Source organism: Melghirimyces profundicolus (assembly GCF_003054245.1).
GTDB classification, from domain to species: domain Bacteria; phylum Bacillota; class Bacilli; order Thermoactinomycetales; family DSM-45169; genus Melghirimyces; species Melghirimyces profundicolus.
This window is the reverse complement of the sequence record NZ_QBKR01000013.1, coordinates 42,224-62,210: the sequence shown is the minus strand read 5'-3', so window position 1 is coordinate 62,210 and position 19,987 is coordinate 42,224. Positions and strand designations below refer to the sequence as shown.

Here is a 19,987-nt window from a genome sequence, read left to right as displayed (position 1 = left end):
TCAAACCTCAGCTTTGCCCCGGCGGGAAACCGCCCACAAGAGCACCGTGACGGCAAGGAAGACGCTCAAGGAAACCAGATTGTTTTCGATCATAACCGGAGCATCCCCGCCCATGATTCCGAAGAAGATGAGAGCGGCGATAATCACGCCCACCAGGGACTCACCCGCGATCAAACCGGAGGCAAAGAGGGTTCCGGTGTTCTGACGCGCTTTTCGCACGAGGTCCTCTTTGGTGAATCGGTCGATCAACCAACGCACAACCCCACCGATCATCACAGGAGCACTGATGTGGACCGGCAGGTACAGACCCACGGCCACCACCAGGGAATTCAGACCCAAAAATTCGATGACCACAGCGGTGGCCGCGCCCAGGAAGATCAGATCCCAGGGCAGGTTTCCGGCCATCAGACCTTCAATGATGATTTTCATCAGAACCCCTTTTGGAGCGGGCAGGTCTCTCGAACCCATTTCAAAGGAAGCATCGAGAACCACCAGCACAAATCCGATCAAGAGACCGGAAGCCACCACGCCGATCATCATGGCAATTTGCTGTTTCCAGGGAGTCCCGCCGACCAGGTAACCGGTCTTCAGGTCCTGGGAAATGTCACCCGCAACGGCCAGTGCCGTACAGACAATGGCACCGACGGTCAGGGAGGCGATCATCCCTTCCTGACCGGAGAGACCCGTAAACTTAAAGATCATCGTCACAATCAGGATGGTCGCAATCGTCATCCCCGATACGGGTGAAGAGGAACTTCCCACAATACCCACGATCCGGGAAGCCACGGCCACGAACAGAAAACCGAAGATGGCGATGGCAACGGCACCGGTGATTCCGACGTTGGTCACGGGAACGAAGGCGATCAGGGCAATCACTGCCAGCACGCCAACCAGCACCCACTTGAAGGGGATGTCGCGATCCGTCCGCTCCAGGCCGCCGGACAGCTGGTCACCCTGGAAGCTCCGGGCGGTGGCCTGAATGGATTGGACCAGAGTGGGAAGGGTCTTGATCAGGGTGATCACACCGGCCACGGCCACGGCGCCGGCACCGATATACGTGATATACCCCTTCCAGATCCCCCAAGCATCCAACTGGCGGATCGGTTTTTCAGCCGGGAAGATGGTTTGTTCTGTCCCGGCACCAAAGAACCCGATCATGGGAATGAACACGATCCAGGCGAGCAGCCCGCCGGCAATCATCTGTCCGGCGATCCGGGGACCGATGATATACCCGACCCCCAGAAGGGAGGGAAGGACGTCCATTCCAATGACCGCATTCTTGAATTTGCCGATTCCCGTTTCAATCTCGGTCTTGAAGAGCATCCAGCCGTCCCCGAGGGCTTTGACCAGACCGCCCACGATAAACCCGGAGAAGACGAGGCGGGCATTCCGTCCGCCGGTTTCCCCCGACTTCAGAACTTCGGCGCAGGCGGTGCCTTCCGGGTAAGGCAAGGTGTGGTGCTCGTTCACAATCAGCAGGCGACGGAGCGGCACCATCATGAAGACACCCAGAAATCCACCGGTCAGCACGATGAAGGCAATCATCACCTGGCTCGGCTGAAGATCCCAAAGGAAGAGCGCCGGCAGGGTGAAAACCGCCCCCGCGCCGATCGCTTCACCGGCGGTGGTCATGGTTTGGACAATGTTGTTTTCCAGGATGGACTCCCTGCGGAAAATCCCCCGCAGAATCGCCATCGAAATCACGGCTGCCGGGATGGAAGCGGTAACCGTCAGACCCACTTTGAGCCCCAGGTAAGCATTGGCCGCGCCGAACACGATCGCCAGCACGATCCCGAGGAGGACGGCAATTACCGTCATTTCCGGCAGGGATTTGGATGACGAGACATAAGGTACAAATCCCGCGGATGGCTTGTTGCTTTCTTTGCTCATCTCCTACCCCTTCTTTTCACTGGTTGGTTAACGGAAATTGGTTTCTATTTTTAGTAAATTAAATACAAATTAAGTTAATTAAAAGATCGCTTTGATTATGATACCACCGTCAAAAAAGGGGCACAAGGAGAAAAGTTGAACTTTTATATAATACATTATAAGGGAATTAGTGGTATGATCTTTTATTTTTCCCATTTCATTGGTGGAATCTGCATAAAAAAAGCGACTGTCCTGCGACAGTCGCTTTTTTTATGCTCTCTTGTGTCCGGCAAATGGACCTGTCACCTGACTCCGTGTGATTTTCTCCGTCGGCCTGAAGTGCAGGGCGGACCAGATATCGGAGATGGAAACCTGGGCGACGGGGTTGAATCGGCCTCCGTCAATGATTCCCACCCCTGATCCCGGTGGATGTCTGTCTCCACACCGGAAGCTTTTTTGGGATAGGTCACCCAGAAGAGACCGTCATATCTGAGCGTCCGGAGCGTCCGGGGCACCCACTCTTCCAAATCGGCCACGCTTTTGACGAAAAGCTGGACGAAATCCGCCATCCCTTCCCCTGCGTCGGATATGTACTCCGCCCCTTCGGGCAACGGTTCCAGCCGTTCGCGGTAGCCAACCGGTTCGTTCAGAATGAGGATGCTCTGTCCCTCTTTGATATGGAGTTTTTTTGCAAGCTCGGTCACGGTTCCACCTCCGAAGAACATCAACTGAAGTCTATTGTATCCTATTTCCCCCCGCCCATCAGCCCTTTTGTTTCAGGACCGGAATGACCGCATGTTCTCATTCCTTCTGCAGCAAAATATGATTGGAACATTGAAGAAAGGATGCCTTCCATGCCGCAACCTTCCATTTGGTCCCTCCTTCCGTTTTTTCTGGTGATTCCCTTGGCCCTTCTCACCCGCCAGGTTCTTCCCGGGCTGGTGGCGGGTCTGCTCGTGGGAGCCTACATGATGAGACCGACTCCCGTGGGCGGACTGGAAGCCGCCATGCAATACCTGTTACAGGAACTGGCCTCTCCGGACAACCTTCGTCTGCTTGTATTCCTGTACGGCTTCGGCTCCTTTGTGGGGCTGGTCCGGGTGACCGGCGGGGTGTCCGGGTTCGCACGGTGGATGAACAAAAAAGTCCGCACCGTCCGGGGGGCCTTCGGTCTGACCTGGCTCTCTTCGGCGGCCACCTTCATGGCACCGGACTTTCGGATCATCACCGTGGGTCCCGTGATGAAAAAGGTGTTCGAGCGCTTGAAAGTCCCTGCTTCGAAGGTGGCTTTCATCATCGACGCCACTTCCACCCCGCTGATCGCCCTGGTTCCGATCGGGACGGCGTTTGTGGGGTATATGGTGGGGCTCATTAACGACTCCGCCGGTCACCAGGGACTGCAGGTCCCGGCATACCGGCTGTTGCTCCAAAGCCTCCCCTTCAATTTTTTCTCCATCCTGATGCTCCTCTACGCCCTGTTCCGCAGTTTTGTTCAAGGGAAGCCGGAATCCGACGTGGAAAACGGAGAAGATTGCCCGCCCGGAATCCGCACCCCGTTCCGAACCTCACCCCAGGTGGCATACCTGGAGGACCTCTGTTCCCAGCCGGAGGGGGCGGAACCGAAAGCTTCGGGAGCCAGCAGCGAACATGAAGCTGACAGCGACTTTCCCGATCCGGTGGAAATCGTGGCTGAAACATCGACGCCCCGGGCGATCCACCTGACCATCCCCCTCGTTCTTCTGGTGGGATTCACTTTCCTCCTCACCTGGCTGGACGGAGCGGCCCAATCCAACACGCTGCTCGGCGCGCTGGCCAGGGCCAATGCCGCCAAGGCCATGCTGTTGGCGGTTTTCGCCACCCTCCTCCTCTCTCTCCTCTGGTACAGACTGCGGCGACAGCCGTTGCAGCGCCTGTTGTTCGGCTTTCTCCAGGGAGGCAACGAAATGATGGGGGTCAATGTGCTCCTCGCTTTGGTTTGGGCGCTCACCGCCGTTTCGGAAGATCTCGGTTTCATCGCTTACACCCGGAACCTGATCGGAGCCGCCGTCCCTCCCCTGTGGGTGGCCCCGGCCCTCTTTTTGGTGGGTTGCCTGATCTCCTATGTGATCGGGTCCACCTTCGGCGCCTGGGCCATCCTGATGCCTCTGGCTTTTTCATTGGCCTCCGGAACGGAAACCCCCCTTCCGCTGGTGGCCGGAGCGGTCTTTGCCAGTGGAAGTTTCGGCGGTTTCGCCTCCCCCTTAAGCGACAACACCGTCGCCATGGCCACGGTGATGAAACTTCCGTTGATGAAGTACGCCCGCCGGAAGCTGAAGGCTTCCCTGATCGTCATCGTCGTCAGCACTGCCCTCTACGCGTGGGTTGGATGGATGCTGAGCCGCTGACCCCTTCCCGTCCTTTGGCCTGGCAGCCTCTTCTGCTGCCAGGCTTTATTCAACAAAGTACCTCAAAAAAATGGAAGAGGAGATGGACCGGGTGAAAAGTGAGTTGGAGATGTTGAGAAAACAACGGATCCGGGCACGCGACAAGAAAATTGAAAAAAAATAACATTCGTTGATCTTGGCATTCATCTTGCAAAATATTTATCGCAACAAAGAACTTTTGAGGCGGCCCCGATGGTTAAAAAGTTTCTTCCGACCCTTTCGGGACCACCGGTTGAACAACAGAACGGGGGTGTATAAAATATAACCATTAATTTATATTTATTCATTTTCGGTCGGATGAATGAAAATCCAACATGGGTGAAAGAGGTGGATACATTGCAAACTCAACAAGCGAAAACCGCCCTGGAGAATGACAAACGACTGAGGCATCCGGTGAACTTTCTGAAATTCCTTCTCCCGTCATTATTGGGGATTATTCTGTTTTTGACACCTGTGTACTATCAGGGGAAATGGACCATCGGAGTGGGCATCCTGGCGGAAAGCATCCAGGGGTTGGCTCAAGACTATCTGTCCGGTTTCATGACTTTCCTTCTGTGGGGATCCGTTTTGCTTGCGGTTTTGGCCAAGACGGCGAAACCCGGTTGGCTGATCCGGTCTCCTTTCCTGAAAGGGTTGTTTGATGTCGGCATTTTCGCCGTCGCCATGCGTCTGATCGGAGCTGTTTTCGCCACGATGGTGCTGTACCATACCGGTCCTGAATGGATTTGGTCGGAAGCCACGGGGGGAACCGTGCTCCATTCCCTCGTTCCCGTCCTGACCACCTGGTTCCTCTTTGCCGGACTTTTGATGCCTCTCCTCCTCGATTTCGGGTTGATGGAGTTTTTCGGGACCTTGGTTCGGAAGATCATGCGCCCCCTTTTTCAAATTCCGGGGCGGTCTTCCATTGACGCCGTCGCCTCTTGGATGGGGAGCGGCACGGTCGGGGTGCTGATCACCACCAAACAGTATGAACAGGGTTTCTACACCAAACGCGAGGCGGCGGTGATCGCCACCAACTTCTCCGTGGCTTCCATCGCGTTCAGCTTGGTGGTAATCAGCTTCATCGGATTGGAACACATGTTCGTTCCTTACTACCTGACGGTTCTTGTCTCCGGAATTGTTGCAGCTGTCATCTGCCCGCGCATTCCTCCTCTTTCCAGAAAAGAAGACACGTACCATGAAGCCGTGGGAAAACAGATTTCCGAGGAAGTCCCGAAAGGCAGATCCGGATGGCAGTGGGGGCTCGAAAAAGCAGTCGAACAGGCTTCCACCGTCCAAAGCTTCTCCCAAGTCATCCGTCACGGGTTTCAAAACGTGCTGGACATCTGGTTCGGACTGATTCCGCTGGTGATGGCCCTGGGGACGCTGGCGCTGGTCATCGCGGAATACACCCCGGTGTTTTTCCTGCTCTCCTACCCATTGGTCCCGCTGTTGGGACTCCTGCAAATTCCGGAAGCCCAGGCAGCCGCCCCCGCCCTGATCGTCGGCTTCGCCGACATGTTCCTGCCGGTGGTGGTGGGCAAAGGGGTGGAGAGCGAATTGACCCGGTTCGTCATCGCCGGCATGTCCGTCTCTCAATTGATCTACATGTCGGAGATCGGCATTCTGCTCCTTCGTTCCAAGATCCCGGTCTCCTTTACGGATCTCCTGATCATTTTCATTCAACGAACCCTGATCACACTCCCCTTCTTTGCCCTCGTGGCTCATCTCCTTTTCTAAACTCGAATTCGGGAAGGTGTTGAGATTGACTCAAGACTGGACTTCACTCATGGCACACATGCCCAACCGATTTGCTCCCAGCATGTCCAAAGACCATCCCAACCTCCCGGTGGTGAGGGAAGAAGGCGGGTACTATGTTGGTCCCGAGGGACAAAAATACCTCGATTTCACCTCCGGAATCGCGGTGACCAACACCGGTCACCGTCATCCCAAAGTGGTCGCCGCCATCAAAGAATCAGCGGATCATCTGATCCACGGACCCATCGGGGTCATCGTGTACGAATCGATCCTTCGCCTGGCTGACGAACTGGCCGGGGTCCTTCCCGGAAATTTGGACTCCTTCTTCTTTTCCAACAGCGGAACGGAGGCGGTGGAGGGCGCCATCAAACTGGCCAAGCACGTCACCCGCCGCCCCTACGCCGTCTCCTTCACCGGTTGTTTTCACGGGCGGTCGCTGGGAGCGCTCTCCGTCAGCACGTCCAAAAGCAAATACCGCCGCTTTCTTCAACCCTCCGGCCTGGTTTATCAGATTCCCTACGCTGACCCACGGAGTCGTTTCCCGGACGAAAACCCCGAAGTCCGGTGCGTGGAAGAACTGGAGAAAGACTTTGAGCGCCTGTTCGCCCATCAGGTCACCCCGGAGGAAGTGGCGTGCGTCATTCTGGAACCCGTTTTGGGAGAAGGGGGATATGTCATTCCCCCCAAAGCATGGCTGAAAAAAGTCCGGGAGATCTGCGACCGTCACGGGATCCTCCTCATATTCGACGAGGTGCAAACCGGTTTCGGCCGCACCGGTGACTGGTTCGCCGCCCAATCGTTCGGCGTGACGCCGGATATCATGGCCATTGCCAAGGGGATTGCCTCCGGCCTTCCCCTGTCCGCCACGGTCGCCCCCAAGGAACTGATGAATCAATGGCCGATGGGCAGCCACGGAACCACCTTCGGCGGCAACCCGATCGCCTGCTCCGCAGCCCTGGCCACCCTGGAAGTGATCCGGGAGGAGAACCTGCTGGAAAATGCCCGTCGCATGGGAGCCCATGCCATGGAACGACTGAAGGAAATCCAACGTCGTCACCCGATCGTCGGCGATGTCCGGGGGATCGGACTCATGATCGGAATCGAAATCATCCACCCTGATACCGGGAAACCTGACGGGGAAGCGACACTGCGGATCCTGGACCTTGCCTTGGAAGAAGGAGTCCTTTTCTACCTCTGCGGCAATCACGGGGAAGTCATCCGGATGATCCCGCCCCTCACAGTAACCCGCGAACAGATCGACGAAGGGATCCGCATGCTGGATCGGGCGTTGACCCGATTCGAACAGGAAACTCAACAGCCCGCCACGGTTGAATAGAAGAACCCGCCACTCCCCGTGGCGGGTTCTTTCTTCATGGCATTTCCGCAATTCATCAACGGTTCCATTCCTGCAACACCGCCCGCTTCCGCCTGGCTTCGTCGTAGTTCCCCTCATACCGGGTGAGCTTCCCCTTTTCCAGCCAACAGACGGGAGCGAAGAGTTTGTTGAGAAAATAGCGGTCGTGGGAGACCGCGAGAACCGTTCCCTGAAAACGCTCCAGTGCGTCCTCCAGCACTTCACGGGAATCGATGTCCAGGTGGTTGGTCGGTTCATCCAGGATCAGGGCATTCAAATCCCGGTGCATCAACTGGGCCAGGCGGAGACGTATCCGCTCGCCGCCGCTGAGGTCTCCCACCCGCCGGTATACGTCATAGCCGCAGAAGAGAAAACGGGCCAACCGATGGCGGGCCTCCCCTTCTTCCACCGGAACCTCCTCCCGAAAAGCGTCCAGCACCGATTGACCGGGGTCCCCCTCCCATCCCTGCTGGGACAGGCACCCCACCTTCACCGAGGGACCGACAGCGACTTTCCCGAGATCGGCCGTCTCCATCCCCAGAAGGATGCGAAGCAGGGTGGATTTCCCCGAACCGTTCTCCCCGACGATGGCGACCCGTTCCCCGGACCGAACGAGGAGATTGACGCCATCCAGGATCAGATCTTCCCCGTATTCTTTATAAACCTCTTCACAGCGGAAAACGTCCTGTCCGCTCCTTTGATCCAGTTGAAAGGTAAGATCGATCTTTTTCCTCTCCAGTACCGGCCGGTCCAGTCTTTCCATCCGCTCCAGGGCCTTTTCCATACTGGCGGCCCGGCGGTGCAGACCGGCGTTGGGGGGATTGGCCCGGTTGGCCCACTCTCTGAGGCGCTTGATCGTCTCTTTCATCTTTTTGATTTTTTTCTGCTGCTCCTGGTAGGCCTGGAACTCCGCCAACAACCGCTCTTCTTTCTCCCGGATAAAGGCGGAGTAATTACCCGGGTACACTTGGCTTTCGCCCCCTTCCAGGTCGATGACCCGATTCACCACCCGATCCAGGAAACAGCGGTCGTGAGAGACCACCAAAACCGCGCCCCGGTATTGGGAGAGATACTCCTCCAACCACTCGATGGCCATCAAGTCCAGATGGTTGGTCGGTTCATCCAACAGGAGCAGATCGGCTTCCGACAGCAGGATCTGCGCCAGCCCGATTTTGGTCTTTTCCCCGCCGCTCAGGGAACCGAAGGGACGGGCCAGCATTCCTTCCGACAGATTGAGGCCGTGGGCCACCCTGCGGATCCGGGCCTCCGTTTCATAGCCGCCCCGCTTCTCAAAGTCCTCCTGACAGGATTCGTACCGCTTCATCACCCGGTCCAACTCCGCCGGCGCCAGCCCCGGATCGGCCATCTCCGCCGCCAGTCGTTCCATCCGTTTTTCCAGTCGGAGCACTCCTTCGAAGGGGGCCCGCAAGGCATCCCACACCGTCGCCGCCGGATCCGTTCCGGGAACCTGCTCCAAATAACCCGTCCGGGCTTCTTTTCCGATGAAGATGTCACCCCGGTCGGGGGTCTCCATCCCCGCCAACAGCCGGAGCAGGGTGGTCTTGCCGCAACCGTTGGGACCGACCAGCCCGACCCGTTCCCCCGGTCCGATTTGAAAACGGACATCTTCCAGCACCCAGTTGCCGCCCAGCATTTTACCCACCTGGTTTGCCGCACAAAGCATGATGATGATCCTCCTTTTTTGAACACAAAAAACCGCAGGCAAGGAATCCCCGCCTGCGGTCCGAAGCATTATCCGCTGAACGTGGTGAAGGAACCTTACACTTTACATCCTTCGGTTCAGATGGCTGAAAAAGGGCATACGAATCCCGTTGGCGGCAAACCCATGGGTAATGTTGGCAATCTCAATGGAATACCAAGCCATCTGACCGAACGACACGGTCCCTTCACCTCCTTTTATTCATTCATTCAGGTGATTTTATTTTATCTTTTATCCAGGCTTTTCGCAACAAAGGAACGACACCCTCCCGGAACGGAAAAAGGGGTTGACCCTGCGCAAGGGGAGGACTTATTTTTTGCGGGGGAAGCCTCCTGAACGATGTCATCGGCTCCCTGACAGGCCTCGCACTGTTTTTTGCGGGAATCGGGGGTAGTACCTCGAGGATTCTTCCTATTTCGTTTCCGAAGCCGCCAAAAGGCCTTCACACCCCAAGCGTGAAGGCCTTTTTACAGATGGATCGGCAACTCCCTGTCCAACCGGATCTCCTCCCACCCGAGACGGCAGGCATAGGCTTTCAGGAGCACACCCCGATCCCGGGCAAACCGGAGCTTCTCTCCCAGGACCGGATCGATTTTGTCATGGGGGGTGAACCGGTGGACAAAATCCATGAAAGCGACGAAAACGATGGCGGCCCGGTATCCCTCCTCCACGGCACGGATCAGTTCGTCCACGTGTTTTTGTCCGCGGACCGTGGGGGCGTCGGGAAACATGGCAACCCCGTCCTCTTCATAGGTGACGCACTTCACTTCCACCAGGGTGGGCGGCTTGCCCTCCACCCGGAAGTCCACCCGGCTGCCGCCGAAGGTGACTTCCCGCTTCAGTTCTCCTTCCGCCCAGTCGATTTCACCGGAACGGACCGCATCTTCAAACACCCGGTTGGCCAGGGCGGAATGGATGCAGATCCAATGGCCGTTCTTATTGACGAACTTCAGACTGTAGGGATGTTTGCGCTTCGGATTCTCCGATTTCTCCAACAGGACCGGGGTTCCGGGAAAAAGCATCTCGTCCATGCGGCCCGTGTTGGGGACATGAACGATTTCCCTCTCCCCTTCCAACTCCACCACGGCCTGAAACCGGTTGGGACGTTCCAAAAAAATGCCGGATACGGGGGTTCCCCTCATGGATACAGTCATCGACTCACCTCTGTATGGGTTCCAACAACCCGATTATCCGGCATTTTCATCTGTTCGGCAAACCGCTCTCCGAAGGGTGGATCACTCTCCCGCGGTCCGCCTGCGCCATTCAGACCCACTCATTGGCTCCCAATCCGGTCGGGATGGACCGGGGAGTATGGACAACAGTTCCAGGACATGCCCGTCCGGGTCGGAAAAATAGGCGGAAACAGCCGGCACCCACGGATGCACCGACCCTTCCTCCGTGGGGGTTCCAAAGAAGTCGACCACCTCAATTCCGCCGTTCTTCAGCTCCTTCACCCTCTCTTCGAACTGTTCCGCAGGAACTTCAAAGGCGAGATGCTGGCGGATGATCTCGCCGGGATCCGGTCCGAAGGGGCTGTCGGCTTTCCCTCTTTGCCACAGTCCCAGCATGGATCGTCGGGATGGATCGATCCAGTAAAACCGGATATTCCCTGCGTCAAAGCCCAGGGTGAAACGGAGAATACCCTCATAAAAAGCCGCGGATTTTTCCAGGTCCGATACCACCAGATGTTGTTCAAACAGGCGCATCAGCGCTCCCCTCCTTCTTTATCTTCATTGTAGAAGACGGGGGAGGTTTCGCACTTCCAGAAAAGGACGGGAATTTGTTTCAGCCCATGGTCCGGTGTTTGATTCAGTCCAACGTCTGAAGACGGAAGATCCCTTCCGGTACTGAAATGAGGGTAACATCATCCTTATTCCGCCACCCCCTCAGCCGCCATCTTCCCCGCCAGTTCTCCCAGCACCTCCAGTCCTTCCTTCTCCGCCTCCCGGGCTTCGTCAAGACACCGGATTGCTTCCCGGACATCCTCCGGATTTTTGGGATCTCCTCCGGACGGGAAGGGAAAGAGGCTCCTCACACGGACGAGAGCTTCATTTACCCGGGCATAGCAGACGGCGGCCCGGGCCAGCAACACCTGCTCATCCGATGTGGTTCCGGGTTCCGGATACGATGCGCACCACCGGAGCAGAAACTGCGCCGCGGACTGGCGGGCGTCGGAGTAAACAGCCGCGTTGTAGGCGTTGCCGAAGGGGTTCACCTCCCCGGAGCGGAAGGCTTCCGCCCATACCTCATACGCTTGTGGCCCCTGAACATACCCCGGGATCGGCGTTTCCTTCCCCTTCCCGTGGTCCAAAGCCATGTGCAGGGCTCCCGCCAGGGAAGCTCGGGGTGTGACCGCTTCCCGCTTCTCCAGCGTAAACAGGGCCAACTCCTTCAACCGTCCCCTGCCCAGCCGGTCATAGGGGAGCCTGCGGTTGTCCTCATAATCCAACGCATCCAGCTCCCGTTTCCCGTCATCGTAACCGTAAATCAGGCCAAACTCGGGAATGAACAGATCCCAGGCAATCACCGGCACCCCCCGGTCGATGCTCCCGTGAATCCGGCGGATGGCTTCCATCACCTCTTCCGCGGTCGGGGGTTCATAAGTGGGAACCTCCGCCCCGCAGTAACCCATCCGCACCCCGATATTGGACAGCCCCCGCCCCCACACGTTTTTCCACGGATAAGCCGTCGGTCCCGCCACATCCACATCCCCCGGATGGACCTGGATCCGGAAAGCCTGACCGGTGTATCCCATCAACTCCGTGTAATCGTATGCCGTACCATGGGTATAACGCAACGCTTCCTCCAACGAGGCGATACCGGAATTCCATCTCCCGTTGAGGACGGGTTTCCGCAGCTGTTTTTGGCTCATGTGCCCCTTCTCCTTCCGATTATGAAGATACGGCTGAAGCGTCAGCCGGAAACCCTCGCGACGAACCTTTTCCTTGACACGGTGAAGGGAGGTGTAGACGTTCCCCCGGCTCATGGACAAAAGATCGGCGATCTCCCCCGGGGCCAGTTGCCGGAAAAAATGGGCCTCGAACAGCTCCCGTTCCCGGTGGGAGAGGCAACGGAGAACCACCCGGATCGTCTCCAACGTCTCCCGTCGCAGGGCGGCCGCTTCCGGCTCCGTTTCCATCAGGGTCCCGTCCTTCCGAAAACGGAGCCAGTCCAGAATCTCCTCCATGTTGGAGGGATTCACCCCTTCGGAACCGGTTGGATCCCTCCATCCCGTGGCAGGCCGCTCCCGCCCCCGGGGACCGCCCCGCCGCATCTTCATCCGAACCTCGTTGCTCACAATCCGGCGCAACCAGGGGAGAAAACGGGATTCATCCAACAACGTCCCCAGTTTGAGGAAGGCCCGCACCAGCGCGTCCTGTACGATGTCTTCCGCCAGGTGGGCGTCCCCCGCCATTCTTTGGGCCCATCGATAAGCCCGGGCGCGATGGAGCCGAACCAGCTCCCCGTAGGCATCCCGGTCCCCCGCCCGTGCCTGTTGGACCAGGTCGGGGGAGGTGTCGGTCGATGAACCTTTTTTCTCTGTCCATTCCCGGATGTTCACATGCATCACCTCGTCGGTCATTGCGAAGGTTTCGACACATCGATGCCGGAAGGAGGATGAATCTTACACGCTCTCACGCAGTTTTTTCCGCCCGTTTCAGGGTGGAAGGATGAAAAACACCTAAATGCGTTGTGTTAATGTACTGATTCCTTTCAATCAAATATAAAGAAACCCTCCCTTGATCCGGGAGGATTTCTGCTTGGGAAAAAACGTTGTTTCACTTCTCAAATCCGGCGGTGAAGGTAACGGAGCCGTCTTCGTTCTGCACGATGTCCTTCACGAAGATGCCGGTGTAGTTGGGGGATTGCCCATTGCCATTGTCAAAGTAGTAGGAACCGGAGTTCGGAGTGGAGGTGGGGGAGAAGACGTCGCCCGGCTGGTACAGGTCACCTTCATCGGCCCGGTTGTGGTTCTTCTCCAGATCCCAGCGGTTGTCCGCCTGCAGGACGGAAACAGCGTAATGGGTTTCCCCGGTTCGCGGATCCGGTTTGACGCCCTGTTTCCGGGACTGGAACCAGTTCTGGGCTTCGTTGGGCCGCCAGAAATTGCGCTTCAACACATTCTCATCCACGTGGTAGATGGCGAGGCCCTTTACGTCCCCGTATCGGGTCAGCCCTTTGTCAAAGGATCCGTCCACCGGTTGCCGGTTTTCGATCAGAAAGTATTCGCTTCCTTCGGAGTCCGGGACCACCAGTTTCACCACGCCTGGATCCGTGGCGGAGGGTTGCAGGGTGAAGGTTTTGGACCCCTCGGTCAGGGTTTGCGCTTTCTCCATCCCGATGAAAATCTTGGACCATGCGTCGGGGTGGACCGGTGAGTTGCCGGAGTAAGGGGTGGCGTTGGGATAACGGGTCCAGGAACCGCCGGACATCAGGGAATAGGCCCCCACCCCTTCGGAGTCGTAGCCGTAATCATAGAGGTCGGGCAACCCCAGCACATGGCCGAACTCATGGGCGTAAACGCCGACTTGGGGCGGGAACGGCCCTTCCACTTCCCCCAGATAACCGGTAATGTCGCCGCCGACTTCCGGTTCAACGGAGTAGGTGTTCACTTTCACCCCGTCCACTTCCAGCTTGTTGTCGGGATCAAAGGTCGGTTCCTCACCGGTTCTGGCCCACTCGTTGTAGTAGGCGGCTTCGTTGTACTCCCACTTATGGGACCAGATCACGCGGGGATCCAGGTTCCATTCCGCTCCCGTCCCTTCGTGAATGAAGAAGACGTTGGGCACTTCCCCGTCCACGGCATATCGGGAGAAGTCCACCACCGGGTCGGCGGCGGCCACGGCGTCTTCCAGCAACAGGGCCATGGTGTAATCACCGTAGTCGTTCTGGACCGTCCCGTACGGTTGGCCGATTTTGTAATAGGAATAGGGATGCGGCATCTTCACCTTGACGACTTCCCCGGAAACGTTCACTTTTCCGTAGGACATTTCTTGGTAGAAGTTTTTCATCGTGCGGTCCGTCGGGGCAGCCTGTCCGTTGTACTCGGCGTATTTTTTGAATTGTTCCATCTCGTAGGGGTTGTATGTATCCCCGAACAGGAGGTCGTTCAGCTGGTCCACCGGCACGTGGTCATAGGCCACTTCAGTGGGCGGCTCGTCCGCATCCGGAAAATCCATATAGATGGCGAGCACTTTCTGATCCGGATCGATCGGTTGGGGGTCCACTGTGTGGTTGGGGTTTTCCGCATGGGGGCCGTTGATCAGGTGGGCCGGCTGGTGTGTCGCCGGGTTCATCCCCTTCTTCCTGGCCTCCTGCACCACTTCGTCCGGTAAGCTGACCCCCTCATAGGACGGGGCCTTGCCGGCTTCCGCGGATCCCGCACCGGGGGCGCTCCACCCTCCCGTGATGACCGTTCCCAACAGCAGAGAGAAAACGGCCAGGGAAGAAATCCAGTGCCTCTTCATGGTCTCAACTCCCTGGAGAAAAAGTCGGATGATTCCAACATCCGCCTTCGATCATCATTCGACAACCGAATATTTTTTCCCTTTCACATCGTCAAAAAGAGAGGTGCAAAATACCGGCTGCTGAGAGACGGTATCTTTCGTACATGACCCTTTCTCCACCACGAAGTGAAAGAGAATCCCGCCGATCTTTGTAACTGTCCCTCCAGGGGCCCTTCCACTGGCCATCCGGACCCGCCACCCGGTGGGAATCATTTCGGACGTCATCCAACGTGATCCTGATATCCACCCCCACTCCCCTCCGGAAGTTCAGGGCATAGGGAAAGAAAGAATGATCAGGGAGCGGACCGATTCGGAAGTCAGGAGTACCCGTCCGAACCGTTTTCCACCCATACCGTGCTCTTTTTCCGGAGACCGGAGCGAAAACCGGGAACATCGGTGTAAATCCGGAAGGAACCCACGAAAAGTTCCACTTGGATGGAACGTCTACTCTCCCGGCTCCTCAAAAAGTTTTTCTCCGCGATGGAGGCGCCAGGCGATCCGGGCGGTATGGGGAAGTTCCCGGGCGGTCGGGGCGTGGGCCGCAAGGTATCGGGTCATGGCCAGAATCATCGTCCTTGTGGCTTCTTGCGCCAAGGAAGAATCCTCTTCTTCCCACCGGTCGTGTTCCGCCATCCCCGCCTCCACCATCTGAAAGGAATGGAACTCCGCATCTTCCCGCAAAAGCGCATGACCCAGCGTGTTGAACAATCGCCCTTTTTCGCCGCCGCGGTCCAGGTAGGCGGATGTCCATACCGCCGCCTCCACCACTTGTTGTTGTTTCTCCATAAGCTGGAGAAGGTCCGCCGGATCCCCCGGGTCAGAACCGGGAGATCCATCCGGATTCGGAGGCTTGGCCGCCGGGATGTTGAGGAACCGGTCGAGGTAGACGCTCATCGCTCCGTGGAAAACGGCCCGCACCCCTTCTTTGGTGAGTGAACGGCGAAGGGTCTCATGAACCGCATGGGCATGGGTAAAGGTGTGAAGCACCGTGATCCAATCCCCGAAATCGTTCTGGACATGGAAGCGCTCGATCCGTTCGGCGGCGGCCAGGACCACCAGTTGTGCCAATCGCACCGGAGACAAGCCCTTTTCCAAGGCCTCTGTCATCTTGGATACGGTCTTCAGGGGATCGTCTCCCCGGATCCGCTCCACCAGCGCCCGTTCATCCACGGATCCGACGGCGTCCCCGAATTCCAACTCTTCCAGACGGGCGAAGGCATCCCGAAGCGGGGTGACCAAATCCACCGGGGATTGCCATCTGTGAAGTTCTTCGCTGCGTTCCGCCTCTGACAACTGCGGCAAAAGGGAGGTCAGCACCTCCTCCCGATGTTCCGGCCCGATGTGTTTCAGGATTTCAAATGCTTTGTTTTGAAAATCCAGGGCATGACCTGTGTCCATGTAAAAGTGGTCCGTCACCGCCGCCGTCATCATGTCGGCCAGCCTCTCTTCCGGTACGCCGGCACGGATGGCGGTCAACAAAACCCGCTCCGCCCCCCGGACATCTCTTACCTCCACCGAACGGCGATACCAACGGGCCAACCGGTCCGGATCCACTTCCCCCGGCAGCGGTTCCAACAGGAAACGGGTTCCCATTCCGGCACTCTCCCGGGCGACGTGGACCAGGCCCTGGTAAAGGGCCAGGATCCGGCCGCGGCGGTCCAACTTGGGAGCAATGTTCACCATGGCCGTCAGGATGGTCAAACCGGAACGCCATCCCCCTCTCCGGTGCCGGGTCCCGAACTCCACCCCGATCCGGGCGATCGCTTCGATCGGCTCCCCGGCCTCCACCAGACCGACCACCGCCTTGGCGATCACCAGGCCGATGTTCTGTTCCAAACCTTCCCGAAGGCGCCTGCGGTACTGTTCCACGTTTCGCTTTTGCCGGGAGAACGGCTCTACCCAGACTTCCCCGTCCTTCACTTCGGTCCGGTAGGTGGAGACATCATCCGCCCACGGGTCCAGGGTCCCACCCGTCTTCACGTCAAAGCGGGCATGGTGCCAATGGCAGGTGAGAATGCCGTCACAGAGACTGCCGGTGTGAAGGGGAAAGCCCATGTGGGGGCAACGGTTGTCGACGGCAAACACCTCCCCGTCATGGTAAAAGACCGCAATCCCCGATTCCCCTCCTTTCACCGTTTTGGGGGTTCTGCGAATCTCCTCCCATGATCCCGCGTGTACCCAACTCTCCATCGGATCCACTCCTTTCATGTATGGATGGAATTCAAATCCCAAAAACCGTCACCTGGAAACCCGCCCCGGCGATCCGCTGTTGACCGGGACATTCCATTTTCCCGTTTCCTTTTCCTTCCCTTTGACAGAGCTTCGTCGAAGAACTTCCATCCGTGGCGGTTGATCCAGTCCTGACGCACTTTTTGTTCCGCGAGCATCCCATCCAGTTGGAATTCCGTCATCATATCCACTCCACCCCGTGTTCGGTTTTCCCTGCAGAATAAAGGAAGGCAACACCCCCCTGGAAGCGTTGTGAAAAAGTGAGCGGCGCTTCTACTGAGCCTGACAATCAATCACAACGCTTCTGTCTGAAAAAGGGGAAGCGGCGTCAGCAAGAACAAGAGAATGGCCACGATCATCCGTCATGGATCCCCCCGTTCCCGTTTTCTCTTTCATCTTACCGGGGGGCGGCCGGATTTTCGTCGGCAGCAAGACCGAAAATGGCATACAAAAAAAGTCCTGCAGGCCTTTCGGGACCCGTCCCAGGACTTTGGTCCGGGAATCATCTTCCAAGGGTTCCCACGCTTCGATATAATGGTTTCATGTCATCATGAACCGACCGGAATCACAGATAAGGAAGGAGATGGAGGGTTGGAACCCCTGCAATTATTGGAGCGGTATTACGGGTATTCTTCCTTCCGCCCGGGGCAGGAAACCATTATCCGGAAGATCCTCGCCGGACACAACACCTTTGCGGTGATGCCGACGGGGGGAGGGAAGTCGATCTGCTACCAGATCCCCGCCCTGATGATGGAGGGATTGACCCTGGTGGTCTCCCCCCTGATCTCTTTGATGAAGGATCAGGTGGATCATTTGAATCAACTGGGGATTCCCGCCGCCTACATCAACAGCACCCTCTCTTCCGAGGAAATGGAACAGGTGCTGAGAGACGCCGCACGGAGAGCGTACAAACTCCTCTACGTCGCTCCCGAGCGGCTGGAATCCCCCCGCTTTCAATCCATACTCCGGGGGATTCCCCTTTCTCTCGTCACGATTGACGAAGCCCACTGCATCTCCCAATGGGGACATGACTTCCGGACCAGTTACCGGTCACTTGCCCGGTGGATCGGAGAGCTGCCCCAGCGGCCCGTCATTGCCGCCTTCACGGCCACGGCCACCCGGGAGGTGAGGGAAGACATCGCCCGTCTTCTCTCCTTTGAACCGGAACATATCTTCACCATGGGACTGGAGCGGAAGAATCTCTCCTTCTCCGTCCTTCACGGCGAAGACACCCGGGGATTCGCCGCCGGTTACCTGAAAGAAAACCCCGGCCGGCCGGGCATCTTTTACTGTGCCACCCGCAAGGAGACGGAGCGTCTCCACCAATTCCTGACCGAGCGGGGGTTTTCCGTCGGACGATACCATGGAGGTCTGTCCGAAACGGAACGAAAGCAGGCCCAGGAAGATTTCGCCTTCGACCGGGTGCAGGCCATCGTCGCCACCAATGCCTTCGGAATGGGGATCGACAAATCCAACGTCCGGTTCGTCATCCATTGCCAGATGCCCCGCAACCTGGAATCTTACTATCAGGAAGCGGGCAGGGCGGGGCGGGACGGAGAGGAGAGTGAATGCATCCTGCTCTTCTCCCCCTCCGACGTTCAAACCCAGAAGTTTCTGATCGACCAGTCGGAGCTTCCTCCCGAACTGAAAGCGCAAGAGCATGCCAAACTGCGGGAGATGTACGGGTACGCCCATACCCAACAGTGTCTCCAGCAAACCTTCGTCCGTTATTTCGGGGAGAAAATGACGGAGCCATGCGGGAAATGCGGAAATTGCACCGATGCGGGAGAACGGACGGACGTCACCGTGGAGGCTCAGAAGATATTCTCCTGCGTCCGCCGGATGCGGGAACGCTTCGGGATTTCCCTGACGGCCAAAGTGTTGAAAGGCTCCAAAAGCAAACGGGTCCTCGAACTGGGATTCGACTCCCTCCCCACCTACGGCCTGCTCAAGGAGTATACGGAAAAGGAGATCACCCACCGGATCCGCGTCCTGGCAGCGGAAGGGTACCTCCAATTCACCAATGAGGAGTACCCGGTGCTCACCCTGACACCCGACGCCGCAGCCGTCCTGAAAGGAGAAAAACGGGTGCTGCTCCGGGTGAAAAAACGGAGAAAACAAACCGCTTCCATCCGGGACGACCTCTATGAAAGACTTCGGTCCTTGCGGAAAGAACTGTCGGAAGCGGAACAGGTGCCCCCCTACATGATCTTCCCGGACAGCACGCTGGCCGACCTGACCCGGATCCTTCCCGTGGAACCGGAAAGCATGCGCTCCGTCCGCGGGGTCGGAGACCGGAAACTGGAGAAGTACGGCACCCGTTTCCTGGAAGTCATCCGGGAATACGCGGAGGAAAAGGGACTTTCCCCCAACCATGCCGCCAAAGAAGCCGCTGCGGCCCTCGACACCCCCGCCGGCGGGAAAGACAAAGAGCCGAGCCACCTCATCACTTGGCGACTCTGGAATGACGGGATGGATCTGGACGCGATCGCGAAGGAACGCGGCCTCTCCCCCGCCACCCTGGACGGCCATCTTTTCCGCGCCGCCGGAGAGGGATATCCGGTGGATTGGGACCGGCTGATTCCCGAAGGCCAGGAGCCTTTGATCCGTCAAGCCGTCGAAGAAGTGGGCGGAACCCGCCTCAAACCGATCAAGGAAACCCTTCCCGACCATGTTTCCTACACGGCCATCAAAGCGGTGCTGGCCAAGCAGTCGGGAAGGGGTCGGTCGTGGGGTCAGAAGGAAGATGAAATGAAATCAAAGAGGTGAATTCGATCAGTGAAAAAACCTGGTATCAGATCCGGGATTTTGTGAGTGTGTTTGGAACCGTTCACTTAGTTCATGCGCTCATGGATTATTTCAGGCATGACCAATTAAATAGCTATGTTGTTTTCACTGGAACAATGGGTGCAGTTTCGTTTCTCATTGCGATTATAGCTCATCGTCGCGTCTCCAAAGAGTTTGAACGCCGATATGAGCAAAAGAGGAAAGAACGTATGAAAGGAAAGGCGGGTCGTTGGATCGGATTTTATATCATCCTGATTCTCCTGACCGTTGCGATCGTCAATATCCTCGCCCACAAAGGAGGATGGGAATGAAATACTCACGATCTTCTCATTCCGAAACGCTTTTTGGACGAAGGCTCCCG

At 57.4% G+C, this 19,987-nt stretch carries 15 protein-coding genes; 5 read left to right on the top strand and 10 right to left on the bottom strand.

Features of this window, described 5'->3' with window-relative positions:
* Together C8P63_RS10325 and C8P63_RS10320 are read right to left on the bottom strand one after the other, a co-directional pair.
* Complete coding sequence (locus C8P63_RS10325) at nt 1-1,890, bottom strand: OPT family oligopeptide transporter (protein WP_108023850.1); 1,890 nt, start codon at nt 1,888-1,890, stop codon at nt 1-3.
* A gap of 281 nt (nt 1,891-2,171) precedes the next feature.
* The gene (locus C8P63_RS10320) at nt 2,172-2,573 is read right to left on the bottom strand and encodes a hypothetical protein (RefSeq protein WP_108023848.1); all 402 of its coding nucleotides are present in this window, start codon (nt 2,571-2,573) and stop codon (nt 2,172-2,174) included.
* A gap of 150 nt (nt 2,574-2,723) precedes the next feature.
* On the opposite strand from C8P63_RS10320, the gene C8P63_RS10315 reads away from it, so the two are divergent.
* The 3 genes from C8P63_RS10315 (at nt 2,724) to C8P63_RS10305 (ending at nt 7,365) form a co-directional block, all read left to right on the top strand.
* A complete protein-coding gene (locus tag C8P63_RS10315; RefSeq protein ID WP_108023846.1) occupies nt 2,724-4,253 on the top strand; it encodes a Na+/H+ antiporter NhaC family protein in 1,530 nt (509 codons plus the stop codon).
* 375 nt (nt 4,254-4,628) lie between these two features.
* The gene (locus C8P63_RS10310) at nt 4,629-6,011 is read left to right on the top strand and encodes a YjiH family protein (RefSeq protein ID WP_425437282.1); all 1,383 of its coding nucleotides are present in this window, start codon (nt 4,629-4,631) and stop codon (nt 6,009-6,011) included.
* Nucleotides 6,012-6,036: 25 nt separating this feature from the next.
* Nucleotides 6,037-7,365 (top strand): aspartate aminotransferase family protein, encoded by a 1,329-nt coding sequence (locus C8P63_RS10305; RefSeq protein ID WP_108023842.1) that lies wholly within the window; start codon nt 6,037-6,039, stop codon nt 7,363-7,365.
* Nucleotides 7,366-7,420: 55 nt separating this feature from the next.
* Here C8P63_RS10305 and abc-f read toward each other — a convergent pair whose 3' ends face one another.
* From abc-f to C8P63_RS10260, 8 genes are all read right to left on the bottom strand, one after another.
* Nucleotides 7,421-9,067, bottom strand: coding sequence for a ribosomal protection-like ABC-F family protein (gene abc-f, locus C8P63_RS10300; protein WP_108023840.1), 1,647 nt, complete (start codon nt 9,065-9,067; stop codon nt 7,421-7,423).
* A 102-nt stretch (nt 9,068-9,169) separates the two neighbouring features.
* Nucleotides 9,170-9,283 (bottom strand): RAxF-45 family protein, encoded by a 114-nt coding sequence (locus tag C8P63_RS19785; RefSeq protein WP_281258705.1) that lies wholly within the window; start codon nt 9,281-9,283, stop codon nt 9,170-9,172.
* A gap of 287 nt (nt 9,284-9,570) precedes the next feature.
* Nucleotides 9,571-10,257 (bottom strand): DNA/RNA nuclease SfsA, encoded by a 687-nt coding sequence (sfsA, locus tag C8P63_RS10290; protein WP_108023836.1) that lies wholly within the window; start codon nt 10,255-10,257, stop codon nt 9,571-9,573.
* Nucleotides 10,258-10,338: 81 nt separating this feature from the next.
* Nucleotides 10,339-10,809, bottom strand: coding sequence for a VOC family protein (locus tag C8P63_RS10285; protein ID WP_108023835.1), 471 nt, complete (start codon nt 10,807-10,809; stop codon nt 10,339-10,341).
* A 164-nt stretch (nt 10,810-10,973) separates the two neighbouring features.
* Nucleotides 10,974-12,665, bottom strand: coding sequence for an RNA polymerase sigma factor (locus C8P63_RS10280; protein WP_170109605.1), 1,692 nt, complete (start codon nt 12,663-12,665; stop codon nt 10,974-10,976).
* A 217-nt stretch (nt 12,666-12,882) separates the two neighbouring features.
* Nucleotides 12,883-14,571: a M6 family metalloprotease domain-containing protein gene (locus C8P63_RS10275; RefSeq protein ID WP_108023831.1), complete on the bottom strand. Its 1,689-nt coding sequence runs from the start codon at nt 14,569-14,571 to the stop codon at nt 12,883-12,885.
* A gap of 483 nt (nt 14,572-15,054) precedes the next feature.
* Nucleotides 15,055-16,800, bottom strand: a complete 1,746-nt coding sequence (locus C8P63_RS10265) for a Rieske (2Fe-2S) protein (protein WP_108023957.1) — start codon at nt 16,798-16,800, stop codon at nt 15,055-15,057.
* Nucleotides 16,801-16,814: 14 nt separating this feature from the next.
* Nucleotides 16,815-17,024, bottom strand: coding sequence for a hypothetical protein (locus C8P63_RS10260; protein WP_108023827.1), 210 nt, complete (start codon nt 17,022-17,024; stop codon nt 16,815-16,817).
* A gap of 406 nt (nt 17,025-17,430) precedes the next feature.
* Here C8P63_RS10260 and recQ point away from each other — a divergent pair, with 406 nt between their 5' ends.
* Both recQ and C8P63_RS18800 read left to right on the top strand, forming a co-directional pair.
* Nucleotides 17,431-19,608: a DNA helicase RecQ gene (gene recQ / locus C8P63_RS10255; protein ID WP_245920834.1), complete on the top strand. Its 2,178-nt coding sequence runs from the start codon at nt 17,431-17,433 to the stop codon at nt 19,606-19,608.
* On the top strand, nt 19,605-19,937 hold the full coding sequence (locus tag C8P63_RS18800) for a hypothetical protein (RefSeq protein ID WP_146172160.1): 333 nt from the start codon (nt 19,605-19,607) through the stop codon (nt 19,935-19,937). Before recQ ends, C8P63_RS18800 begins: the two co-directional genes overlap by 4 nt.
* Nucleotides 19,938-19,987 lie beyond the last annotated feature (50 nt).